Origin of the sequence: Nitrosomonas aestuarii, from assembly GCF_003046585.1 — a bacterium.
Classification (GTDB): Bacteria; Pseudomonadota; Gammaproteobacteria; order Burkholderiales; family Nitrosomonadaceae; genus Nitrosomonas; species Nitrosomonas aestuarii.
The window spans coordinates 1-20,106 of sequence record NZ_QAAE01000008.1 but is presented as its reverse complement, the minus strand read 5'-3'; the positions used below and the strand labels follow the sequence as shown (position 1 = coordinate 20,106).

Here is a 20,106-nt window from a genome sequence, read left to right as displayed (position 1 = left end):
GCAATGGTTTTTACTGTCTACTGTTTCTTGAATATCGAGAATGATACAAAATAATCTATGACATCCCAAAAAAGTTTAACTTCGCGACGGCGTTCAAGTGTCGGTGTTGACGTCGGGTCAATTAAAATTGGAGGAGGCGCTCCAGTTGTTGTGCAATCAATGACCAATACGGATACCGTTGATGTGGTCGCCACTACAGAACAAGTTGCGCAATTAGCACGTGCCGGTTCGGAGTTGGTTCGCATAACCGTTAATTCTGCCGATGCGGCTAAAGCGGTGCCAGATATTCGTCAGCGACTGGATGACATGGGATGCCATGTGCCATTGGTCGGTGATTTTCACTTTAATGGTCATAAGTTGCTTACCAGTTATCCTGAGTGTGCGCAGTCTTTGGCCAAGTTTCGGATTAATCCTGGCAATGTCGGTAAAGGTAAAAAACGTGACGAGCAATTTACAACCCTGATCGAAACAGCGTGCAAATATGACAAACCGATCCGTATCGGTGTTAACTGGGGGAGCCTTGATCAAGAAATGCTCGCGCGGATTATGGATGAGAATGCCAGTTCCAGTGATCCTAAGGATGCGACTTATGTTATGCGTGAGGCACTGATAACTTCAGCGCTGGAAAGCGCTGCAAAAGCGGAGGAAATCGGATTGCCGCGTAACAGGATTGTGTTGTCTTGCAAAGTAAGTGGTGTACAGGATTTAATCATGGTTTACCGGGAATTGGCTGCTCGCTGTGATTATGCGCTGCATCTGGGACTGACGGAAGCCGGGATGGGCTCCAAAGGAATTGTCGCATCCACAGCTGCTTTGTCGATACTTTTGCAGGAAGGTGTCGGGGATACAATACGGATTTCATTGACACCTGAGCCGGGCGGGTCGCGTTCACGGGAAGTCATCGTTGCTCAGGAAATTCTACAAACCATGGGGTTGCGCGCCTTTGTACCGTTGGTTGCTGCCTGTCCCGGATGTGGTCGAACGACCAGCACGTATTTTCAGGAACTGGCTGAAAGTATTCAGGGGTATGTGCGTGAAGAGATGATTGTGTGGCGTGAGCAGTATGAAGGAGTTGAGAATATGACTCTGGCGGTCATGGGTTGTGTAGTGAATGGCCCGGGAGAGAGCAAACATGCCAATGTCGGCATCAGTCTACCAGGATCTGGTGAAAGCCCGGTAGCGCCTGTTTATGTGGATGGTGAGAAAACAGTCACTTTAAAAGGTGACAATATTGCCGCAGAATTTCGCCAGATTGTCGAAAATTACGTTCAGGAAAAATATCCGAGAAAAGCTGGGTAATGGCTAAAGTTATAAAAGCGATTCGTGGGATGAATGACATTCTTCCCGACGAGGCCCATCAATGGTTTTTTTTCGAGCAGACTGTGCAAGATTGGCTGGCGATGTATGGTTATCGAAATATTCGTACGCCGATTGTTGAACAAACCGATTTGTTCGTTCGTTCTATCGGTGAAGTGACTGATATTGTTGAAAAAGAGATGTACAGTTTTGTCGATCATCTCAATAATGACAGTTTAGCGCTGCGCCCTGAGGGTACTGCATCCTGTGTGCGTGCTGTTATCGAGCATAATCTGTTATATGGAAGTCCGCAAAGACTCTTTTACTCCGGTCCGATGTTTCGCCACGAGAGACCGCAAAAAGGACGCTATCGGCAATTCCATCAAGTTGGTGTGGAAGCGTTAGGTTTTTCCGGACCTGATATTGATGCTGAATTAATCATCATGTGTGCTCGCTTGTGGCAAATGTTGGGCATTACTGGTTTACGTCTTGAAATTGGTACGCTGGGCAGTTCGGAATCCAGAGCCTTGCACCGTGCGAGGCTGATTAAATATTTTGAACAACATGCAGATCGGTTGGATGAAGATGCAAACAGGCGGTTGCATTCGAATCCGCTGCGTATCCTAGACAGCAAGAATCCGGAAATGCAATCAATTATCGAGCACGCACCCAAGCTTATTGATGATCTAGACGAACCATCCTGTATTCATTTTGAAACATTGCAGCACATCTTGCGCGAGCAGGGGGTCAATTTTGAAATCAATCTGCGTCTGGTCAGAGGACTGGATTACTATAATCGCACGGTTTTTGAATGGGTCACTGATAAACTCGGCGCGCAAGGTACGGTATGCGCAGGTGGCCGTTATGATGGACTTGTCGAGCAGGTAGGAGGTAAGCCTGCACCAGCTTGCGGTTTTGCCATGGGAATAGAGCGGTTACTGGCGTTGATGCAGGAATGCGGTAAGGAAATAGCGCATCCTGTACCCGATGTCTACATAGTGCACCAGGGTGAGCGGGCGATGGATTACGCGTGGCGGGCGGCAGAGTTCTTACGCAATGAAAACTGTCAGGTTATTCTTCATTGCGGTGGCGGCAGTTTTAAATCACAAATGAAAAAAGCTGATGCCAGTGGGGCGCGTTATGCGTTAGTTATTGGCGACGATGAAGCGTTGGCGCAGGCTGTGACACTTAAACCGTTACGTGAAGCTATCGAACAGGCAAGAGTCGATTTGAATACTGTGAGTGAGTTGATAAAAACAAAATGAACGAAGCGTCAGCTGTGTTTTATTTTTTTCATGTGAATAGTAACTATTTCAGGGAAATATAATGGCAACATATAATCGCGAAGAAGAAGATAAAATTGAAGGTATTAAAGCATGGTGGAACAGATTTGGGACTGCTATAACAGTTGTCCTGGCGGTAATGATGGCAACCTTTGGCGGCACGCAGGTCTGGAAATACTATCAGCAACAGCAGGCACAGCAGGCGGCTGATTTGTATGTCTTGCTCAAACAAGTGCAGACAACAGAAGATTTTGAAAAAATCAGCGATGCAGCGCATTTGTTAACAGAAGGATATCCATCCAGTGGTTATGCCCCACGCGCTGCATTGATTGCAGCCAGGTCAAGCATAAAAGCAGGTGATATGCAACGAGCGAAAACGCAGCTACAGTGGATACTCGATCATGCTAAAGAGCCTGAAATGAAGGATTTGGCTCGATTGAGACTAGCCAGTGTTTTGTTTGACGAAGAAAATTACAATGAAGCGTTACGTCATTTAAATACTAAACATATTGATTCCTTTTCAGGATTGTATGACGATTTAAAAGGTGATGTGCTACTGGCCTCGGGAAAAATAGAAGAAGCGCGACTGTCCTACCAGGCTGCAATCAACAATCTCAACAAAAATAATAGCTATTTCAATATCGTACAGATGAAACTGGATGCATTGGGAGAATCTGACTGAGCATATTTGTCTTGTCGAGAACTGAAGTGTTGTGGCGAAAACGCTATCTATGGGTTTTAGCGGTCATGTTTCTTCTTGGTGGTTGCAGTAGCCTGCCATCACCTTTTAACCCAAAAATGTTCGAATCATTTGGCTATCAAGTTGCTGAATTATTTGAACGGGAAAAAAAAGTTGTTATCGACGAAGAAGAACTGGCTGCACTGAATGCGCTTGATGAAATACCGCTTTTGTGGAAAAGTCGCGTAGGGGAGAGCGGGATAGCCCGATTTCATGCTGTCTACGAAGATAATGCTATTTATGCGGCTGATGAAAAAGGACTACTGGTAAGTCTGGATCCGCATACAGGTGAAGAAATATGGACTGTTAAAACTAAATATCCATTTTCTGCAGGTGTTGGCGTCGGTGAAGGCATACTGCTGATGGGGACTTCCAAGGGTGAAGTACTTGCGTATAACACGGCTGGCCATACTCTGTGGAAGGCACAGGTCAGCAGTGAAATATTGGGCCTGCCCCAGGTAAATAGCGATATTGTTGTTGTACGAACGGCAGATGCGAGAATCTACGGACTTGATGCTGTTGATGGCCAGAGAAAATGGGTTTATCAGGGTGCTACACCAACATTAACGGTGCGCAGTTCAGCAGGTGTTGCAATTACCCAAGGTGCTGTTTTTGCAGGATTTGCTGGTGGTAAAATGGTGGCTATGAGCTTGTTTAACGGCAATGTGGGTTGGGAAGCCGTAGTATCTCAGCCGCGCGGCGTAACCGAACTTGAAAGAATGACTGATATTACCAGCTCGCCGGCTATTGATGATCGGCTTGTTTGTGCGGCTGCTTATCAAGGGCGGGTAGGTTGTTTTCAAGTCATTGACGGCACCCAGATTTGGGCACGTGAATCTTCCAGCAGTGCTGGTTTGGCAATGGATAGTGATTATGTTTATGTCACTGAAGACAATGGCGTGTTAGCTGCGTATGATAAAAGAAGTGGCGCTGGGATGTGGAAGCAAGGCAAACTGGGTAGCAAAAGACTGACCGCACCTTTAGTAGATGGTCATTTTATTGTGCTTGGTGACGATAAGGGTTTTGTCAACATCCTGAGAAATTATGATGGCGTGGTGCTGGCGCGTGCGGCAACAGATGGCGGCGCCATATTGTCACAGCCGCAGCGGATCCCCGGCGGATTCATTGTACAGACTGCTAATGGCGGAATTTTCGCATTTAATTCCAAATTTTGAATTTTCATCTGATAAGATTCCAAGTAGCTCTTGCAAAAACTTTTTCTTCGTAACGTACTGGTAAAGTAATCATATCCAAATAAGATGAAACCCACACTTGTTCTGGTCGGTCGCCCCAATGTGGGTAAATCCACGCTGTTTAACCGCCTGACACGCAGTCGAGATGCCTTGGTTGCAGATATTCCCGGTTTAACCAGGGATCGGCATTATGGTCACGGCAGAGTAGGGGATAAACCCTATCTGGTCATGGATACTGGCGGCCTGGAACCGGTAGTCAAAGATGGGATTATGCATGCGATGGCGCTACAGTCCTTACAGGCAATTGATGAAGCAGATAAAGTGCTTTTTATTGTTGATGGCCGTCAGGGTGTGACTGCACAAGACAAAATCATCGCCGAGCAATTGCGGAGAAAAGATCAGAAAATCCTGTTGATTGTTAATAAAACAGAAGGCATGTCTGCCGCAGTAGTTACCGCTGAGTTTTATGAACTGGGTCTTGGTGAGCCTTATGCGGTTTCGGCGTTGCATGGTGACCATGTCAATGAACTGGCGGCGCTTGCGCTAGCTGAATTTCCCGAATTCGAAGAAGCACAAAATGAGCACAGGTATCCGAAAATTGCTATTGTCGGCCGTCCGAATGTCGGTAAATCAACTCTGATTAATGCCTTGCTCGGCGAAGAACGGGTAATCGCCTTTGATCAGCCCGGTACAACCAGAGACAGCATTTATATCGATTTTGAACATAACAATAAGCATTACACGCTTATCGATACTGCCGGGCTGCGACGCAGGGGGAAGGTTAAGGAAACAGTTGAAAAATTTTCAGCCATCAAGACATTGCAGGCAGTAGAAGACGCCAATGTAGTAGTGTTGGTGCTGGATGCCAGAAGCGAGATTAGCGAACAGGATGCGCATATCGCTGATTTTATTTTGCAATCAGGCCGTGCGTTGGTAGTGGCTGTGAATAAATGGGACGGGCTTGATGGTTATCAGCGTGAGGTGATTAAAAGAGAACTTTCCCGTAAACTGAGCTTCCTTGGTTTTGCCAAATTGCACTACATATCCGCTTTGGAGGGCACCGGTTTACAAAAACTGGTTTTATCCGTTGATCAGACATATGCTGCTGCAATGGCCGACTTGTCTACGCCACGACTAACCCGTGCCTTGCATACAGCGGTTGAAAAGCATGCACCGCCCCGCGGTGGTATGTCACGGCCTAAATTACGCTATGCGCATCAAGGGGGATCAAACCCGCCGCTGATTGTCATTCACGGAAGTATGCTGGATCATGTACCTGAAACATATCGGCGTTATCTGGAGAATTTTTTTCGAGAGGCTTTTAATCTGGCGGGCACGCCCTTACGAATAGAATTCAAAGTCGGACACAATCCCTATGCCCATAAAAAAGCCGCTCCGCTCACTGAAATGGAAGCGCGGCGTGCGCATAATCGACGTCGGCGCAACCGGAAGAAATACGGTTAATAAAATTTGAGAAGTAGCGGGAGTACTGGTTCTCGTCAGCCGCTTTGGGATATGCCCTGTACCATATTGCTGTCCATCTGTTAAACTGCATCTTAATTCTTGTGGTCGCGCATTCAGTTGCGCAATTAATGTCAACATAGAGGTATAGGAGTCAGCGATGAAAATTTCTGTTTACCGTTATGATCCTGAAAAAGATGAAAAACCTTATATGCAGGATTATGATATCGAGCTGGCCGCAACTGACAAAATGTTGCTGGATGCGCTCATACGAATCAAATCTGTTGACGACAGCCTGAGTTTGAGGCGCTCCTGTACCGAGGGTGTTTGCGGGTCGGATGGCATGAATATCAACGGACGTAATGGTTTGGCATGTATCACGCCGTTAAAAACATTACGTGAACCTATAGAAGTGCGTCCACTCCCTGGGTTACCGGTTATTCGTGATTTGATTGTCGATATGACACAGTTTTACAATCAATATCACGCTATCAAGCCGTATTTAATCAATCATAACCCGCCACCGGAAACAGAGCGCTTGCAATCACCAGAGGAACGTGCCGAACTGGAGGGCGCTTACGAATGTATTTTATGCGCATGTTGTTCCACTGCTTGTCCGTCATTTTGGTGGAATCCGGACAAATTTGTTGGTCCCGCGGGTTTATTGCAAGCATACCGTTTTTTGGCGGACAGCCGCGATCAGGCGACAGCGGAACGACTCGATTATTTAGAAGATCCCTACCGCCTTTTTCGTTGTCACTCCATCATGAATTGTGTAGCTTCTTGCCCGAAAGGACTCAATCCAACTAATGCGATTGGTAAAATTAAAGATATGATGGTAAAAAGAACGGTATGAAAGGATTCGAACGCGCACGCTGGCGCTGCCGGCGTGGGATGTTGGAATTAGACATAGTTCTTCAGCGTTTTATGGATCAATATTACCGTCAGTTAAGTAAAGAAGAAATAATGCAGTTTGAAAGTTTGTTATCACTTGCTGATAATGATTTATGGGATTTGATTTGCGCAAGAAAGGCAGTCATGGACGATGATCTGTTACCGGTATTAAAATTGCTACAGAAAAGCTAAGTGTGCACATTGAAACAGAAAACATCTGAGTGTCTGCAAAGCAGCTGTAATGAGATGAAACAGCGCCCAGTAAGTTAACTATTGTAATACGTGGAGAAGTAAAATGGCACAGAAAGGTACAGCAACCTTGAATCTTGGAGTCGGCAGTGAACCCATAGAACTTCCCGTCATGTCAGGTACCATGGGGCCGGATGTAGTGGATATTCGTAAGTTGCATGCCAAAAGTGGATTATTTACTTATGATCCTGGTTTTCTATCTACCGCCAGTAACAGTTCCGAAATAACCTTCATTGATGGTGATAAGGGTATTCTGTTATATCGCGGCTACCCGATCGAACAGCTTGCAAGACAATGCGACTTTGTCGAAATTTGTTATCTCCTGATGCATGGAGAACTGCCCAAAGAGAGTGAAAAAGCCAGCTTTGACAAGGATATCAAGCATCATACGATGCTGCATGAGCAACTGGTCAAGTTTTATAGTGGATTTCGTCGGGATGCGCATCCAATGGCGGTAATGGTTGGTGTGGTAGGTGCCTTGTCGGCTTTTTATCATGAGGCTATGGATATTTCCGATGCAAGTCATCGGGAGTTATCTGCAATGCGTTTGATTGCCAAGTTGCCGACCATCGCAGCGATGGCATACAAATATAATATTGGCCAGCCCTATATCTATCCGCGTAACAATCTCAGTTATGCTGAAAATTTTTTACACATGATGTTTTCATTACCGACGGAAGATTATAAGGCTGACCCCAAAATTGTACGTGCTTTGGATCGCATTTTGATTTTGCATGCCGACCATGAACAGAACGCTTCTACATCTACAGTACGCCTGGCCGGATCAAGCGGCGCTAATCCATTTGCTTGTGTTTCTGCAGGTATCGCTTGTTTGTGGGGACCGGCTCATGGTGGTGCGAATGAGGCCTGCTTACATATGCTTGAGGAAATTGGTGATGTCTCGCGTATAAACGAATATATCAAGCGTGCCAAAAGTAAAGATGAAAATTATCGTTTGATGGGATTTGGACACCGGGTATACAAAAATTTTGACCCCCGTGCAAAACTGATGCGTGAAACCTGTCACGAAGTCTTAAATGTGCTCGGATTACAGAATGACCGTTTGTTCAAACTGGCGCTTGAACTGGAAAGGATTGCGTTGGAAGACGACTATTTTATTACCAGAAAATTGTATCCGAATGTTGATTTCTATTCGGGCATCGTACAACGTGCGATGGGTATTCCAACCATCATGTTTACCGCGATCTTTGCAATGGCGCGGACGGTTGGCTGGGTCGCACAATGGAATGAGATGGTTTCTGATCCGGATTACAAGATCGGACGTCCGCGCCAATTGTACACAGGTACACCGATGCGTGATGTACCTGCTGATTTTCGTAAATAATTATTGACTGAGACTGCCGGATATGAATAAGCAGTTGCAGGATTCTCCGTTATTTGGTTCAAATGCGCCTTTTATCGAGGCAATTTATGAGGAATATCTGCATAATCCCATTTCAGTTGAGCCCTCATGGCGCGAATATTTTGACACGATTCATCAAACGCAAGGATTGCCAGTCAGTCAGCTACTAAAAAGCGCTGTCGTCACAAATGAATCGCAACCGGCCAAAGAGAACAGAGACACCAAGAAAGGTGAAGATGCCGACCGTATGATCGTTTTGCCCGAAGTGATCCAAACGGCGCATTCGGATACCAATGACCGCAAACAAGTTGCGGTGCTGCAGTTAATTAACATGTATCGCTATCTGGGCCTGAGCCAGGCATCGCTGGACCCTTTGCAAACCGACTCGAAACCGTATCGATCTGAGCTTGATCCGGCTAATTTCGGTTTCACGGATAATGATTTGGATACTGTATACAATACAGGCTCGTTGGCAGGACCGGATCATGCGCCTTTGCGGGAAATTCTGCAGATACTCAAAGAAACCTATTGCGGTTCAATCGGCGCTGAATATATGTATATTTCATCGGTTGAGCAAAAACGCTGGATACAGAGCAGGCTGGAAACAAAACGTTCCAACCCAGATTACAGCATTGAATACAAAAAACATATTCTGGAAAGATTGAGCGCTGCTGAAGGGTTGGAAAAGTATCTGCATACCCGTTATATTGGCCAGAAGCGCTTCTCGGGAGAAGGTAATGAAAGTCTGATTCCTCTACTCGACGGTTTGATAAATTCTGCCGGCAAATCAGGTGTCGACGAAATTGTTATTGGTATGGCACATCGAGCCAGATTGAATGTGCTGGTCAATACACTGGGAAAAATGCCCGCGGACCTGTTTCGTGAATTTGAAGAAAAATATGCGCAGGATCTGCCCTCTGGCGATGTCAAATATCATCAGGGTTTTTCTTCAGCCATTACCACGCCAGGTGGCGTAGTACGCCTTGCTTTAGCGTTTAATCCATCACATCTGGAAATCGTTGATCCGGTCGTGGAAGGTTCCGTGCGTGCACGTCAACATCGTTTACGTGACAGGCAAGGCGATAAAGTAATACCGGTTTTAATTCATGGCGATGCTGCATTTGCCGGTCAGGGTGTTGTCATGGAAACACTGAATCTGTCGCAAACACGCGGTTATGGTACAGGCGGCACTATCCATATTATCATTAACAATCAAATTGGCTTTACCACGTCGGATCCGCGTGACAGCCGCTCCACGCTGTATTGCACTGATGTAGCTAAAATGGTCGAGGCACCTGTTTTTCATGTAAATGGCGATGATCCGGAAGCAGTCATTATGATTACCGAGCTCGCGCTGGATTTTCGCATGCAGTTCCATAAAGATGTCGTGATCGACATGGTATGCTTTCGCCGCCTGGGACACAATGAGCAGGATGATCCGATGGTTACACAACCCAAAATGTATCAGATCATCAACCAGCATCCCGGGACGCGCCAGCGTTATGCCGAAAAACTTGAAGTCGCAGGCATTATTAAACCGAATGAAGCAGATGCCATGGCCCAGGCTTACCGAGAAGCAATGGATGCCGGCATTAACCCGAATAAAAATATTCGCTACAACTACAAATCCCCTTATTCAGTCAACTGGGCGGCATTCAAGAAACCTTTCAAGTGGAACCAGCCGGTTAAAACAGGTATTTCTCTTGATACCCTTAAACAACTGGCTGTGCGCCTGACTGATATTCCGGAAAAATTCATTCTGCATAAGCGTGTTGAAAAAATTATTGAAGACAGACGTTCAATGGGAGAAGGGAATCTGCCATTGGACTGGGGTATGGCGGAGAATCTGGCCTATGCGGCGCTGCTTTATGAGGGTTTTCCGATACGCATCTCCGGACAGGATTCAGGCCGCGGAACCTTTTTTCATCGGCACGCAGTACTGCATAATCAAGATACATCGCTTGCAGACAAAAATATTTACGTTCCCTTGCGACATATCACACCAGATCAACCCGATTTTGTTGTCATTGATTCAATTTTGTCAGAAGAGGCCGTGCTGGGATTTGAATATGGTTATGCCACCGGGCAGCCGCATGAATTGGTGGTTTGGGAAGCGCAGTTCGGTGATTTTTCCAATGGCGCGCAGGTTGTCATTGATCAGTTCATCGCATCCGGCGAAGCCAAATGGGGACGTCTGTGCGGATTGGTGATGCTGCTGCCGCATGGTTATGAAGGACAAGGGCCCGAGCATTCATCTGCCCGCCTCGAACGTTATTTGCAACTTTGTGCGGATTACAATATTCAGGTGTGTGTGCCGTCAACTCCGGCGCAAATGTATCATTTACTGCGCCGGCAAATGATACGCCCCCTACGCAAGCCTCTGGTCATCATGAGTCCAAAAAGCATGTTACGGCACAAGGAATCGGTGTCGAGTCTTGAAGAACTGGCCGAAGGTGTCTTTTATCCGGTCATTCCGGAAGTTGAGGAATTGGAACCGAAGAATGTTAAACGCATTATTGTATGCAGTGGAAAAATCTATTATGAGCTGAGGACGTATCGTCAGGAAAACCAGATAACCGATATGGCTATTATCAGACTCGAGCAGCTTTATCCATTCCCACACGAAGATTTCAAGCAGGAAATCAAACGTTACAACAAAGCAAAAGAAATCATCTGGTGTCAGGAGGAACCCGGTAACCAGGGTGCCTGGCACCGCATCCAGCATTACCTGCTGCGGAATATGAAACCGAGCCAGATATTGGGTTATGCATTGCGGCCCTCATCCGCATCACCGTCAGTCGGCTATCTGGCGATACATAAAATGCAACAAAAAGAAGTGATTGAGGCAGCATTCCGGGATAAAATTTAGAAAAAAGGGGACACTATGTTAGTTGAAGTTAAAGTACCCATGTTATCTGAATCGGTGGCAGAAGCGACACTGGTTTCATGGCACAAAAAACAAGGTGAACATGTTGAGCGCGATGAAAATTTAATTGATATTGAAACGGATAAAGTTGTACTGGAATTGCCCGCGTCTCATGCAGGTGTTTTAAAAAAAATTGTAAAAGGTGACGGCGCTACAGTGACAAGCGGGGAAGTCATAGCAACCATTGATACGGAAGCGGCTGAGTCTGAAACTGAAGCTGAAGCTGAAACGGCTGAGTCTGACACTGAATCCGCAGCCGCATCAAAAAATGAATCAGATGCTGCAACGGATGATGAGCAGGAAGAAACCGAAACTGATAAAACCAAAAGAAAAGCCGACCCAACGATTCCAATGTTGATGCCTGCTGCTCGTAAACTGGTAGAAGAAAATCAGTTGAAAGCGTCGGACACGAAGTCGATCAAGGGGACAGGCCGTGGAGGGCGCATTACCCGTGAAGACGTGCAGGCTTATATACAACAGCATAAGACAGAAAACAACGCTGTTGAGGCGGATGAAGACAGCGCCGGTCAGGAACAGGCTGCGCAACCTGCTGATACCACAGAATCCGGTGAATCAGGTGAACGCATTGATCGCCGGGTCACCATGTCGCGGTTGCGTATGCGTATTGCAGAAAGGCTTTTACAATCGCAATCAACAGCGGCGATATTGACGACATTTAACGAAGTGAATATGCAGGCCGTGATTAATCTGCGCGAGCGTTATCGTAACGAATTTGAGAAGGAGCATGGCGTTAAGCTCGGGTTTATGTCCTTTTTTATAAAAGCGGTTGTCGCTGCACTTAAAAAATATCCCATCGTCAATGCATCGGTTGAAGGCAATGAAATTATTTACCATGATTATTATGATATCGGGATTGCCGTGGGTAGTTCGCGCGGACTCGTGGTTCCGATTCTCCGTAACGCGGACCGTTTGACGTTTGCGCAAATCGAAACGCAGATTGCAGACTTTGCCAAGCGTGCGCGTGATGGCAAATTGACCATTGAAGAATTAACCGGTGGTACATTTTCGATTACCAATGGCGGCGTATTTGGCTCCATGCTGTCAACACCGATTATCAATCCACCGCAAAGTGCAATTTTAGGCATTCATGCGACCAAGGACAGGCCTGTGGTGGAAAACGGACAGATCGTAATCCGGCCCATGAATTATCTGGCACTTTCTTATGATCATCGTATTGTTGACGGGCGTGATGCGGTGTTATCACTGGTTGCGATGAAAGAGGCGCTGGAATATCCTATGAGTCCTTTATTGGAAGATCAGTAATCAGCAGCATCTCAGAAACTAATAAATAATCTCAACATTCTCGGCCTTGAAATGCCGGGTGAGTGTTTGCAGCAATTGATCCTGCAGGTTGACCTGCCAGTTTTCGCCCAGGATAATTTCACACGCGGCTTCCTGGTTCCGGTAAACCAGAGAAACCGGACAAGACGATTGTCCGGCACTGACGCGGTCATTATGATCGGATTGGTCCTGATTGGAGTAGGGCATCAGCAGTGTCTTCAATGTGGCGGCTGCCGGGAGCGTGTCGGGATTACAGTGAAGTTTGATTCGTTTGGCAAATTGAGTGCGAATACTGGCCAGATCGTATAATTTTTCCGCCGTGATGCGCAATTCTTCGCTGCCTTCATTATTGCCATATTGACCGCGAATGCCGACTTTGACCTCTGCAATGAGTAATTGATCTTCCTTCAGCCAGTTACGATTTTCATTAAACAATTCATCAAAAACAATCAACTCGATATTAGCTCTGCCGTCATCCAGGCTGATGATTGCCATTCTGCCGCGTCGTGTCATTTGAACGCGCACAGCGTGAATAATACCTGCCAGCAGCTGTGTTTCGCGTTGTGGATTCAATCGATCGAGTGAAGTGCGGACAAAAGGCCTGATCTCGTCGATATATGTGTCGAACAGGTGTCCGCTGAAGTAAAAACCAAGCCCCTGTTTTTCCTGTTGCAGCTTTTCCCGATCACTCCAGTGCTTAGCTGCAATCAATGTGGGTTGCAGCGTCAGATCATCCTGACTGCCAAACAGGCTGGTCTGGTTTGCGGCGCGGCTGGATTGTTCCGCTGCCTCGATAGCAATGCCGACGGACGCCAGCAGGCTGGCGCGGTTTTCATTCAGGCAATCGAATGCGCCGACTCGAATCAGTGATTCAATCACGCGGCGGTTGATGATACGCCGGTCTACCCGGTTACAAAAATCAAACAGGCTGGAGAAAGCACTGCTTTGTTCGCGTACTTTGATGATTGAATTGATTGCCGATTCACCGGTACCTTTGACCGCACCCAGACCGTATCGAATTGTATTGTTGTCACCAGGCACAAAACGATAATCTGAAAGATTGATATCGGGTGGTAACACAGTGAGTCTGTTTGCCAGGCTGTCTTCAATAAAGATATGTACTTTGTCAGTATCGTCCATATCAGCCGACAAACAGGCAGCCATAAATTCTGATGGATAATGCGTTTTCAGATAGGCTGTTTGATAAGCGATCAGCGCATATGCGGCGGCATGCGATTTGTTAAAGCCATAACCGGCGAATTTCTCCATCAGACCGAATAGTTCCGTGGCTTTGTCTTCCTCAAGTCCGTTTTTGACTGCTCCGGATACAAAAATATCGCGTTGTTGCGCCATTTCCTCGACTTTTTTCTTGCCCATGGCGCGGCGTAACAGATCGGCGCTGCCCAGGCTGTAGCCGCCGATTACCTGTGCGATTTGCATGACTTGTTCCTGATAAATCATGATGCCGTAGGTTGGGCTTAAAATCGGTTCAAGGCGTGGGTCGAGATAATCAATTTTCTTGCCATGTTTGCGTTCTATGAAATCAGGAATCAAATCCATCGGTCCGGGCCGGTAAAGTGCGACCAATGCGATAATGTCTTCAAAACGATCGGGCTTTGCTTTTTGCAGCAAATCTTTCATACCGCGTGATTCAAATTGAAAAATACCGATAGCATTGCCCTGTCTGAGCAGTCCATAGGTGGCTGCATCGTCAAGTTGAAGTGAAACCAGTGAAAAAGCCTTATTTTGCGGTGTTTCAGATGTGTTGCGGTGATTGATATAACTGACTGCCCGATCCAATGTGGTCAGTGTCCGCAGCCCGAGAAAATCGAATTTAACCAGACCTATTTTTTCAACATCGTCCTTGTCCAGTTGACTGACTACAGACTCGGTTGATTCGGTACAATAAATCGGACAAAAATCAGTGATTTTGCCCGGTGCAATGAGCACGCCGCCTGCATGCATGCCTATATTGCGCGTAATACCTTCAAGCCTTTCCGCCAGCTCCAGCAAATTGCGCACATCCTCTTCTTCGCTGGCGCGCTGATTTAACTGCGGTTCGAGCTGGCGTGCTTTTTTGAGTGTCATGCCGATTTCAAAAGGCACCAGCTTTGCCAGTTGATCGACGAAGTTATAAGGAAGGTCAAGCACGCGGCCGATGTCGCGAATAACTGCCTTGGCTGCCATGGTGCCAAAGGTTATTATTTGGGAAACACTTTGCGTTCCGTACCGCTGTTTGACGTAATCAATTACCCGTTCACGCCTGTCCTGACAAAAATCAATATCGAAATCAGGCATCGAAACACGTTCTGGGTTCAGGAAGCGTTCAAACAGCAGGTCATAGCGCAACGGATCAAGATCCGTAATGCCCAGCGAAAAAGCGACCAGCGAACCTGCGCCCGATCCCCGACCCGGACCGACCGGTACGTTATTACGTTTGGCCCAGTTAATAAAATCAGCCACGATGAGAAAATAACCGGAAAAACCCATGGTGATAATAGTGTCCACCTCAAATTCCAGGCGTGTCTGATATTTGGACAGCTGCTTGTGACGCTCATCTTCATCAGGAAAACAGACCTGCATGCGCTTCTCCAGCCCTATGCTTACCTGGCTGCGCAGGTACTCCTCGAGACTTTCATTGTTAGGCGTCGGATACTGCGGCAGTTTGTTGACGCCGAGTTCCAGTTCCAGATTGCAGCGCTGTGCGATTTCAATGCTGTTAGCCAATGCGGACGGGATGTCGGCAAAAAGCGTGGTCATTTCCTGTTGAGTCTTGAAATACTGCTGTCGGGTAAATCGTTTAGGGCGGCGCCGGTCGGCGAGAATATAACCTTCGGCAATACACACTCGCGCTTCATGCGCTTCAAAGTCATCAGGCGCAAGGAATTGAATCGACTGTGTAGCTACCACAGGCAGGTTGAGTTTGGCGGCGATGATCAGCGATTGCTGCAGCAGGTATTCCGCCTGATCATGCCCATCGCGCTGTATCTCAATATAGAACCGATCCGGAAAAATCTCGGCCCAGTCCTGCGCCTGTTTTTCTGCCTGCTGCAGATCATTGATTAAAATAGATTGGCCGATACCGCCAAACCGTGCGCCTGATATTGCGATGAGTCCCCTTGTGCCATTTTCTTCGGCCTGCAGCCATGACAAGCGAATCTCAGCTCTGCCATGCGCCTGATTTTCAAGATAGGCACGTGTTAACAAGCGCGAAAGCAGCAAATAGCCGGGATATGACTGGCATAGCAGTAAAATGCGTACCGGTTTGCTGCGATCTGTCTCGTTGGTGATCCAGACATCACAGCCTATAATCGGTTTAATTCCGTTTTTGCGGGCATTTTGATAAAATTTTACGATGCCGTACAAGTTTGCCAGATCTGTAAGCGCTAAAGCAGGCATCTGGTTTTCAACCGCTTTTGCAATGACGTCATGAATCCGGATGGTGCTGTCCACAATTGAAAATTCACTGTGTAATCGTAAGTGGATAAACGCCGGTGCAGCAGAAATTAGGGACATAAGTGGTACAATTGAAAACTGCGTGGATTGATTGTTCAAGTTATGACAGCAACCATGTCATGTTTTTTCTATTACATATGGATTTTAATTTTACATTATGTTGACGACTCCCGAACTATTACTTCCCGCCGGTTCACTGGAAAAAATGCGCACTGCTTACGCTTACGGCGCCGATGCAGTTTACGCGGGGCAGCCGCGTTATTCCCTGCGGGCGCGTAATAACGAATTTGTGCTGGAGCAGCTGAAGACCGGTATTGCCGAAGCGCATGCCCTGGGTAAGAAATTCTTTGTCGCCAGCAATCTCATGCCGCATAACGCAAAAGTAAAAACCTATCTGGCGGATATGGAACCGGTCATTGCCATGAAACCGGATGCACTGATCATGGCCGATCCCGGACTCATTATGATGGTACGCGAAAAATGGCCCGATATCCCTGTCCATCTTTCCGTACAGGCAAACACAGTCAATTACATGGGTGTAAAGTTCTGGCAGAAAATCGGCTTGACGCGCGTCATTCTTTCGCGTGAATTGTCGCTGGACGAAATTGCGCAGATACGCGATTTATGCCCGGACATGGAACTGGAAGTGTTTGTGCATGGCGCGTTGTGCATTGCATATTCCGGGCGCTGCCTGTTATCCGGCTATTTTAATCACCGTGATCCAAATCAGGGCACCTGTACCAATTCCTGCCGTTGGGACTATAAAGTGACTGCAGCAGAGGAAAGTGGAAATGGCGATATCCAGGCCAGGGAAGCTGCAGCGACAATAGATTTTGATTTTAACCAGGCTATGCAGGAATCAAACAACCAGATGGATCAACAACGGGGCTTTACCCGTCATCCCGCAGCTGACCAGGTTTATCTGATTGAAGAAAAAGAGCGGCCCGGCCAGCTCATGCCGATCATGGAAGACGAACACGGCACGTATATCATGAATTCAAAAGACCTGCGCGCGGTTGAGCATATCGAGCAGCTGGTCAAAATGGGCGTTGATTCATTTAAAGTTGAAGGCAGAACAAAGTCTTTATATTATGTCGCCAGGACGGCGCAGGTTTATCGAAAAGCCATTGATGATGCCACCGCTGGCAGGGCATTTGATCCCGCGTTACTGGGTGAACTGGAAGGATTGGCGAATCGCGGGTATACCAGCGGTTTTTACCAGCGCCATCAGACCCACGAGACACAGAATTACCTGCGTGGTTACTCGGAATCCAGCCGCAGTCAGTATGTCGGTGATATTACCGGATTTGATGAAACCAGCGGCATGGCGGAAGTGCTGGTTAAAAACCGTTTTCAGGTGGGCGATCGTCTGGAGATCATTCATCCATCCGGCAATCAGGTTGTTGAATTAACGCAGATGCATGATACCAAAGGTAAGTCGGTATTTGCTGCACCGGGCAGCGGTCATCGTGTCAAAATTCCGATGACAAAAGCAGTCAAAAACGCGTTTATTGCGCGGTTTTTATAAGAGTTACCCGTGTCACTTGCACTGGTGATAAAAAAAACTGACGATTTTTCTTGGCAGCCATTCCAGTCTGCCAGGAAAAGGTCCCTGTATAAAACCGGCGTGGCCGCCTTCTTCGGGATATTCCAGTGTCACAGCCGGTGAGACTTCAGCGGGCGTCGGTAAAACTGAAGCGGGCATAAAAGGGTCGTTGAGCGCATTGATGACTAAAGCAGGTACTTGAATATGCGGCAGCCATTGTTTGCTACTCGATTTTTGCCAGTAATCGTCCGTGTCGCGAAAGCCATGCAGGGGCGCGGTTACCAGGTTATCAAACTCGTAAATGGAACTGCACTTCGACAGTGCCCGGGCGTCAAACAGGCCTGGAAATTTTTCCAGCTTTTCAAGTACTTTGTATTTCAGCGTACTGAGAAAATGACGCGTATAAACCTGGTTAAACCCAGCATCCAGGGCGGCGCCCGCTGCGGCGAGATCAAGCGGTACCGAAATCGCCGCCACGCCATTAACCCATTTTTTTGCCTGCCCGCCTTGTTCACCGAGCCATTTTAGCAATGCATTGCCACCCAGAGAGACACCAATGGCATACACCGGCTGCGCATCATTATTGGCCTGCCTGGTTTCCTGCACAATGCGTTTGATCATCCAGTCAATTTCTGCCGAATCACCGGCATGATAAGCGCGCGCTAACCGATTCGGGGAACCGGAACAACCCCGAAAATGAATCACCACGCTGTGCCAGCCATACTGCTGCAATATACGTTTAATGCTGCGAATATAATGGCTGCTGGAACCGCCTTCCAGCCCGTGAAAAATAACGACCAGGGGTGCATCGGTATTGCCGTCCAACCAGTCAACATCGACAAAATCACCATCATCCAGCTCCCAGCGCACACGGCGATAAGCAAACTGTGCCTGCCGCATAAAATACGGGTAAATAGTCTGCGCATTACCGCCAGGCAGCCATTTCGGTGCAACATAAGGTTCGGTATAGAACGGGATTGAATCGGTTTTCATGTGGCATTCTTATTGTTGAGACTGTGGGGAGTTTAGCATTTTGTAAGTGAAAGATGGCTCGAATTCTTTGGATTAGATATTGGGGCTATCAGGGCGTATTCGCCAGGCCGGTCAGTTACAGATTATCCAGTGGACTGACTACCGCTTTGCTACCTTTGTTCAAAACATGCGTATAGATCATCGTCGTTGAAACATCGCTATGTCCCAACAATTCCTGTACCGTGCGGATGTCATATCCGGCCTGCAGAATATGCGTTGCAAAACTGTGACGCAAGGTATGCGGTGATGTCGGCTTGACAACACCTGCCGCCTGCGCTGCTTTTTTGACATAGCGCTGCACCTGCTTCTCATCGATATGATGACGGCGCTCGGCTTGACTGCGCGGATCAATGGAATATTTTCTGGCAGCAAATACATATTGCCAACCCCACTTCTTGGGCGCATTGGGATATTTAACAGCCAGTGCATTCGGTAGCCAGACATCTGCTTTGCCCATTTTAAGGTCATTTTCATGCCATTCCCTGCGCTTCGCAAGCTGATGGCGCATGGCTTCCAATAAGCTGTCGGGCAGCATCGTCACGCGATCCTTGCCGCCCTTGCCATCACGTACTACGATTTCCTGGCGCGTCAACTCAACATCCTTGACGCGTAATCTAACAGCTTCCATTAAACGCATGCCTGTTCCGTACAACATTCTGAAAATTAAACCAACCGGTTCCGGCGCAGTTGCAGTTTCGCTCAACAGCGCCTGCACTTCCGATTGTGTCAATACCACCGGCAAGCGCTGTGGTTTTTTGGATCGTTCGAAACTACCCAGCCAAGGCAATTTCAATGCCAGAACATCCCGGTACAGAAACAGGATTGCCGATAATGCCTGATTTTGTGTAGAACTGGATACATGCCGATCATTTGCCAGGTAGGTTAAAAACCTTTCCACTTCAACCGCTCCCATATCAGCCGGATGGCGTTTGCCATGGAAAATAATATAGTGTTTAATCCATGAAATATAGGTTTTTTCCGTGCTTAAACTATAGTGCTTGTATCTTATTTTCTCACGTACTTGTTCAAGCAGTTTTTTAGCGGGTGGCATTGTCGTATTTTCTTGTGTCATTTGTCTTATTCAATGGAGAACTTAAGTTAGAATACAAAATGTTAATTAATAATCACCATGGTTATACGACATTTGCTGCAAGATTATTAGACAAAAAGTCGTATACATTGCGTTAGCAGAAACTCCCGCGTGATGACAAAATGCACACATTTGTGCTATTCTTTGTGCAATGAATTTCTACAATTGGAATGCGGAGAAGAATGAGCAGTTAATTGCGGAAAGAGGCGTTTCTTTCGAAGAAATCGTTTTCTATATCGAAAATGGCGGTCTACTCGATGAAATTGCTCACCCCAA

Annotated in this window: 14 protein-coding genes; 11 read left to right on the top strand and 3 right to left on the bottom strand. The window is 47.0% G+C overall.

From position 1 onward, the window contains the following. Positions 1–57 precede the first annotated feature (57 nt). From ispG to odhB, 10 genes are all read left to right on the top strand, one after another. Complete coding sequence (ispG, locus tag C8R11_RS08390; RefSeq protein WP_107795316.1) at positions 58–1,299, top strand: flavodoxin-dependent (E)-4-hydroxy-3-methylbut-2-enyl-diphosphate synthase; 1,242 nt, start codon at positions 58–60, stop codon at positions 1,297–1,299. Then, positions 1,299–2,561: a histidine--tRNA ligase gene (gene hisS / locus C8R11_RS08385; RefSeq protein WP_107795315.1), complete on the top strand. Its 1,263-nt coding sequence runs from the start codon at positions 1,299–1,301 to the stop codon at positions 2,559–2,561. Before ispG ends, hisS begins: the two co-directional genes overlap by 1 nt. 61 nt (positions 2,562–2,622) lie before the next feature. Next, positions 2,623–3,261 (top strand): YfgM family protein, encoded by a 639-nt coding sequence (locus C8R11_RS08375; protein WP_090702133.1) that lies wholly within the window; start codon positions 2,623–2,625, stop codon positions 3,259–3,261. Between the two features lie 11 nt (positions 3,262–3,272). Further along, the gene (gene bamB / locus C8R11_RS08370; protein ID WP_244907608.1) at positions 3,273–4,493 is read left to right on the top strand and encodes an outer membrane protein assembly factor BamB; all 1,221 of its coding nucleotides are present in this window, start codon (positions 3,273–3,275) and stop codon (positions 4,491–4,493) included. 84 nt (positions 4,494–4,577) lie between these two features. After that, positions 4,578–5,975: a ribosome biogenesis GTPase Der gene (der, locus tag C8R11_RS08365; protein ID WP_107795313.1), complete on the top strand. Its 1,398-nt coding sequence runs from the start codon at positions 4,578–4,580 to the stop codon at positions 5,973–5,975. 157 nt (positions 5,976–6,132) lie between these two features. Next, positions 6,133–6,828 (top strand): succinate dehydrogenase iron-sulfur subunit, encoded by a 696-nt coding sequence (locus C8R11_RS08360; protein WP_090702128.1) that lies wholly within the window; start codon positions 6,133–6,135, stop codon positions 6,826–6,828. Further along, complete coding sequence (locus C8R11_RS08355) at positions 6,825–7,058, top strand: FAD assembly factor SdhE (protein ID WP_090702125.1); 234 nt, start codon at positions 6,825–6,827, stop codon at positions 7,056–7,058. Before C8R11_RS08360 ends, C8R11_RS08355 begins: the two co-directional genes overlap by 4 nt. A 103-nt stretch (positions 7,059–7,161) precedes the next feature. After that, entirely contained in the window at positions 7,162–8,460 is a 1,299-nt protein-coding gene (gene gltA, locus C8R11_RS08350; RefSeq protein ID WP_107795312.1) for a citrate synthase, read from the top strand. Positions 8,461–8,482: 22 nt separating this feature from the next. Next, positions 8,483–11,347, top strand: a complete 2,865-nt coding sequence (locus C8R11_RS08345) for a 2-oxoglutarate dehydrogenase E1 component (protein WP_107795311.1) — start codon at positions 8,483–8,485, stop codon at positions 11,345–11,347. 15 nt (positions 11,348–11,362) lie between these two features. Continuing rightward, positions 11,363–12,688 carry a 2-oxoglutarate dehydrogenase complex dihydrolipoyllysine-residue succinyltransferase gene (odhB, locus tag C8R11_RS08340; protein ID WP_107795310.1) on the top strand — a complete coding sequence of 442 codons (1,326 nt, stop codon included), beginning with the start codon at positions 11,363–11,365 and terminating at the stop codon, positions 12,686–12,688. An 18-nt stretch (positions 12,689–12,706) separates the two neighbouring features. On the opposite strand, the gene dnaE is transcribed toward odhB, so the two are convergent. Further along, complete coding sequence (dnaE, locus tag C8R11_RS08335) at positions 12,707–16,222, bottom strand: DNA polymerase III subunit alpha (RefSeq protein ID WP_107795309.1); 3,516 nt, start codon at positions 16,220–16,222, stop codon at positions 12,707–12,709. A gap of 97 nt (positions 16,223–16,319) precedes the next feature. Here dnaE and trhP point away from each other — a divergent pair, with 97 nt between their 5' ends. After that, positions 16,320–17,690, top strand: coding sequence for a prephenate-dependent tRNA uridine(34) hydroxylase TrhP (gene trhP, locus C8R11_RS08330; RefSeq protein WP_090702113.1), 1,371 nt, complete (start codon positions 16,320–16,322; stop codon positions 17,688–17,690). A gap of 12 nt (positions 17,691–17,702) precedes the next feature. On the opposite strand, the gene C8R11_RS08325 is transcribed toward trhP, so the two are convergent. Both C8R11_RS08325 and C8R11_RS08320 read right to left on the bottom strand, forming a co-directional pair. Further along, positions 17,703–18,701, bottom strand: coding sequence for a YheT family hydrolase (locus C8R11_RS08325; protein ID WP_107795308.1), 999 nt, complete (start codon positions 18,699–18,701; stop codon positions 17,703–17,705). Between the two features lie 115 nt (positions 18,702–18,816). Beyond that, on the bottom strand, positions 18,817–19,812 hold the full coding sequence (locus tag C8R11_RS08320) for an integron integrase (protein ID WP_107795307.1): 996 nt from the start codon (positions 19,810–19,812) through the stop codon (positions 18,817–18,819). Positions 19,813–20,106: the final 294 nt, after the last annotated feature.

Bases quoted from the DNA above. Each gene is read 5' to 3' on its own strand.
- C8R11_RS08355 (WP_090702125.1), top strand. From the start codon at position 6,825: ATGAAAGGATTCGAACGCGCACGCTGGCGCTGCCGGCGTGGGATGTTG.
- der (WP_107795313.1), top strand. From the start codon at position 4,578: ATGAAACCCACACTTGTTCTGGTCGGTCGCCCCAATGTGGGTAAATCC.
- C8R11_RS08345 (WP_107795311.1), top strand. From the start codon at position 8,483: ATGAATAAGCAGTTGCAGGATTCTCCGTTATTTGGTTCAAATGCGCCT.
- odhB (WP_107795310.1), top strand. From the start codon at position 11,363: ATGTTAGTTGAAGTTAAAGTACCCATGTTATCTGAATCGGTGGCAGAA.
- C8R11_RS08360 (WP_090702128.1), top strand. From the start codon at position 6,133: ATGAAAATTTCTGTTTACCGTTATGATCCTGAAAAAGATGAAAAACCT.
- dnaE (WP_107795309.1), bottom strand. From the start codon at position 16,222: ATGTCCCTAATTTCTGCTGCACCGGCGTTTATCCACTTACGATTACAC.
- C8R11_RS08320 (WP_107795307.1), bottom strand. From the start codon at position 19,812: ATGACACAAGAAAATACGACAATGCCACCCGCTAAAAAACTGCTTGAA.
- trhP (WP_090702113.1), top strand. From the start codon at position 16,320: ATGTTGACGACTCCCGAACTATTACTTCCCGCCGGTTCACTGGAAAAA.
- C8R11_RS08375 (WP_090702133.1), top strand. From the start codon at position 2,623: ATGGCAACATATAATCGCGAAGAAGAAGATAAAATTGAAGGTATTAAA.
- gltA (WP_107795312.1), top strand. From the start codon at position 7,162: ATGGCACAGAAAGGTACAGCAACCTTGAATCTTGGAGTCGGCAGTGAA.
- C8R11_RS08325 (WP_107795308.1), bottom strand. From the start codon at position 18,701: ATGAAAACCGATTCAATCCCGTTCTATACCGAACCTTATGTTGCACCG.
- ispG (WP_107795316.1), top strand. From the start codon at position 58: ATGACATCCCAAAAAAGTTTAACTTCGCGACGGCGTTCAAGTGTCGGT.
- hisS (WP_107795315.1), top strand. From the start codon at position 1,299: ATGGCTAAAGTTATAAAAGCGATTCGTGGGATGAATGACATTCTTCCC.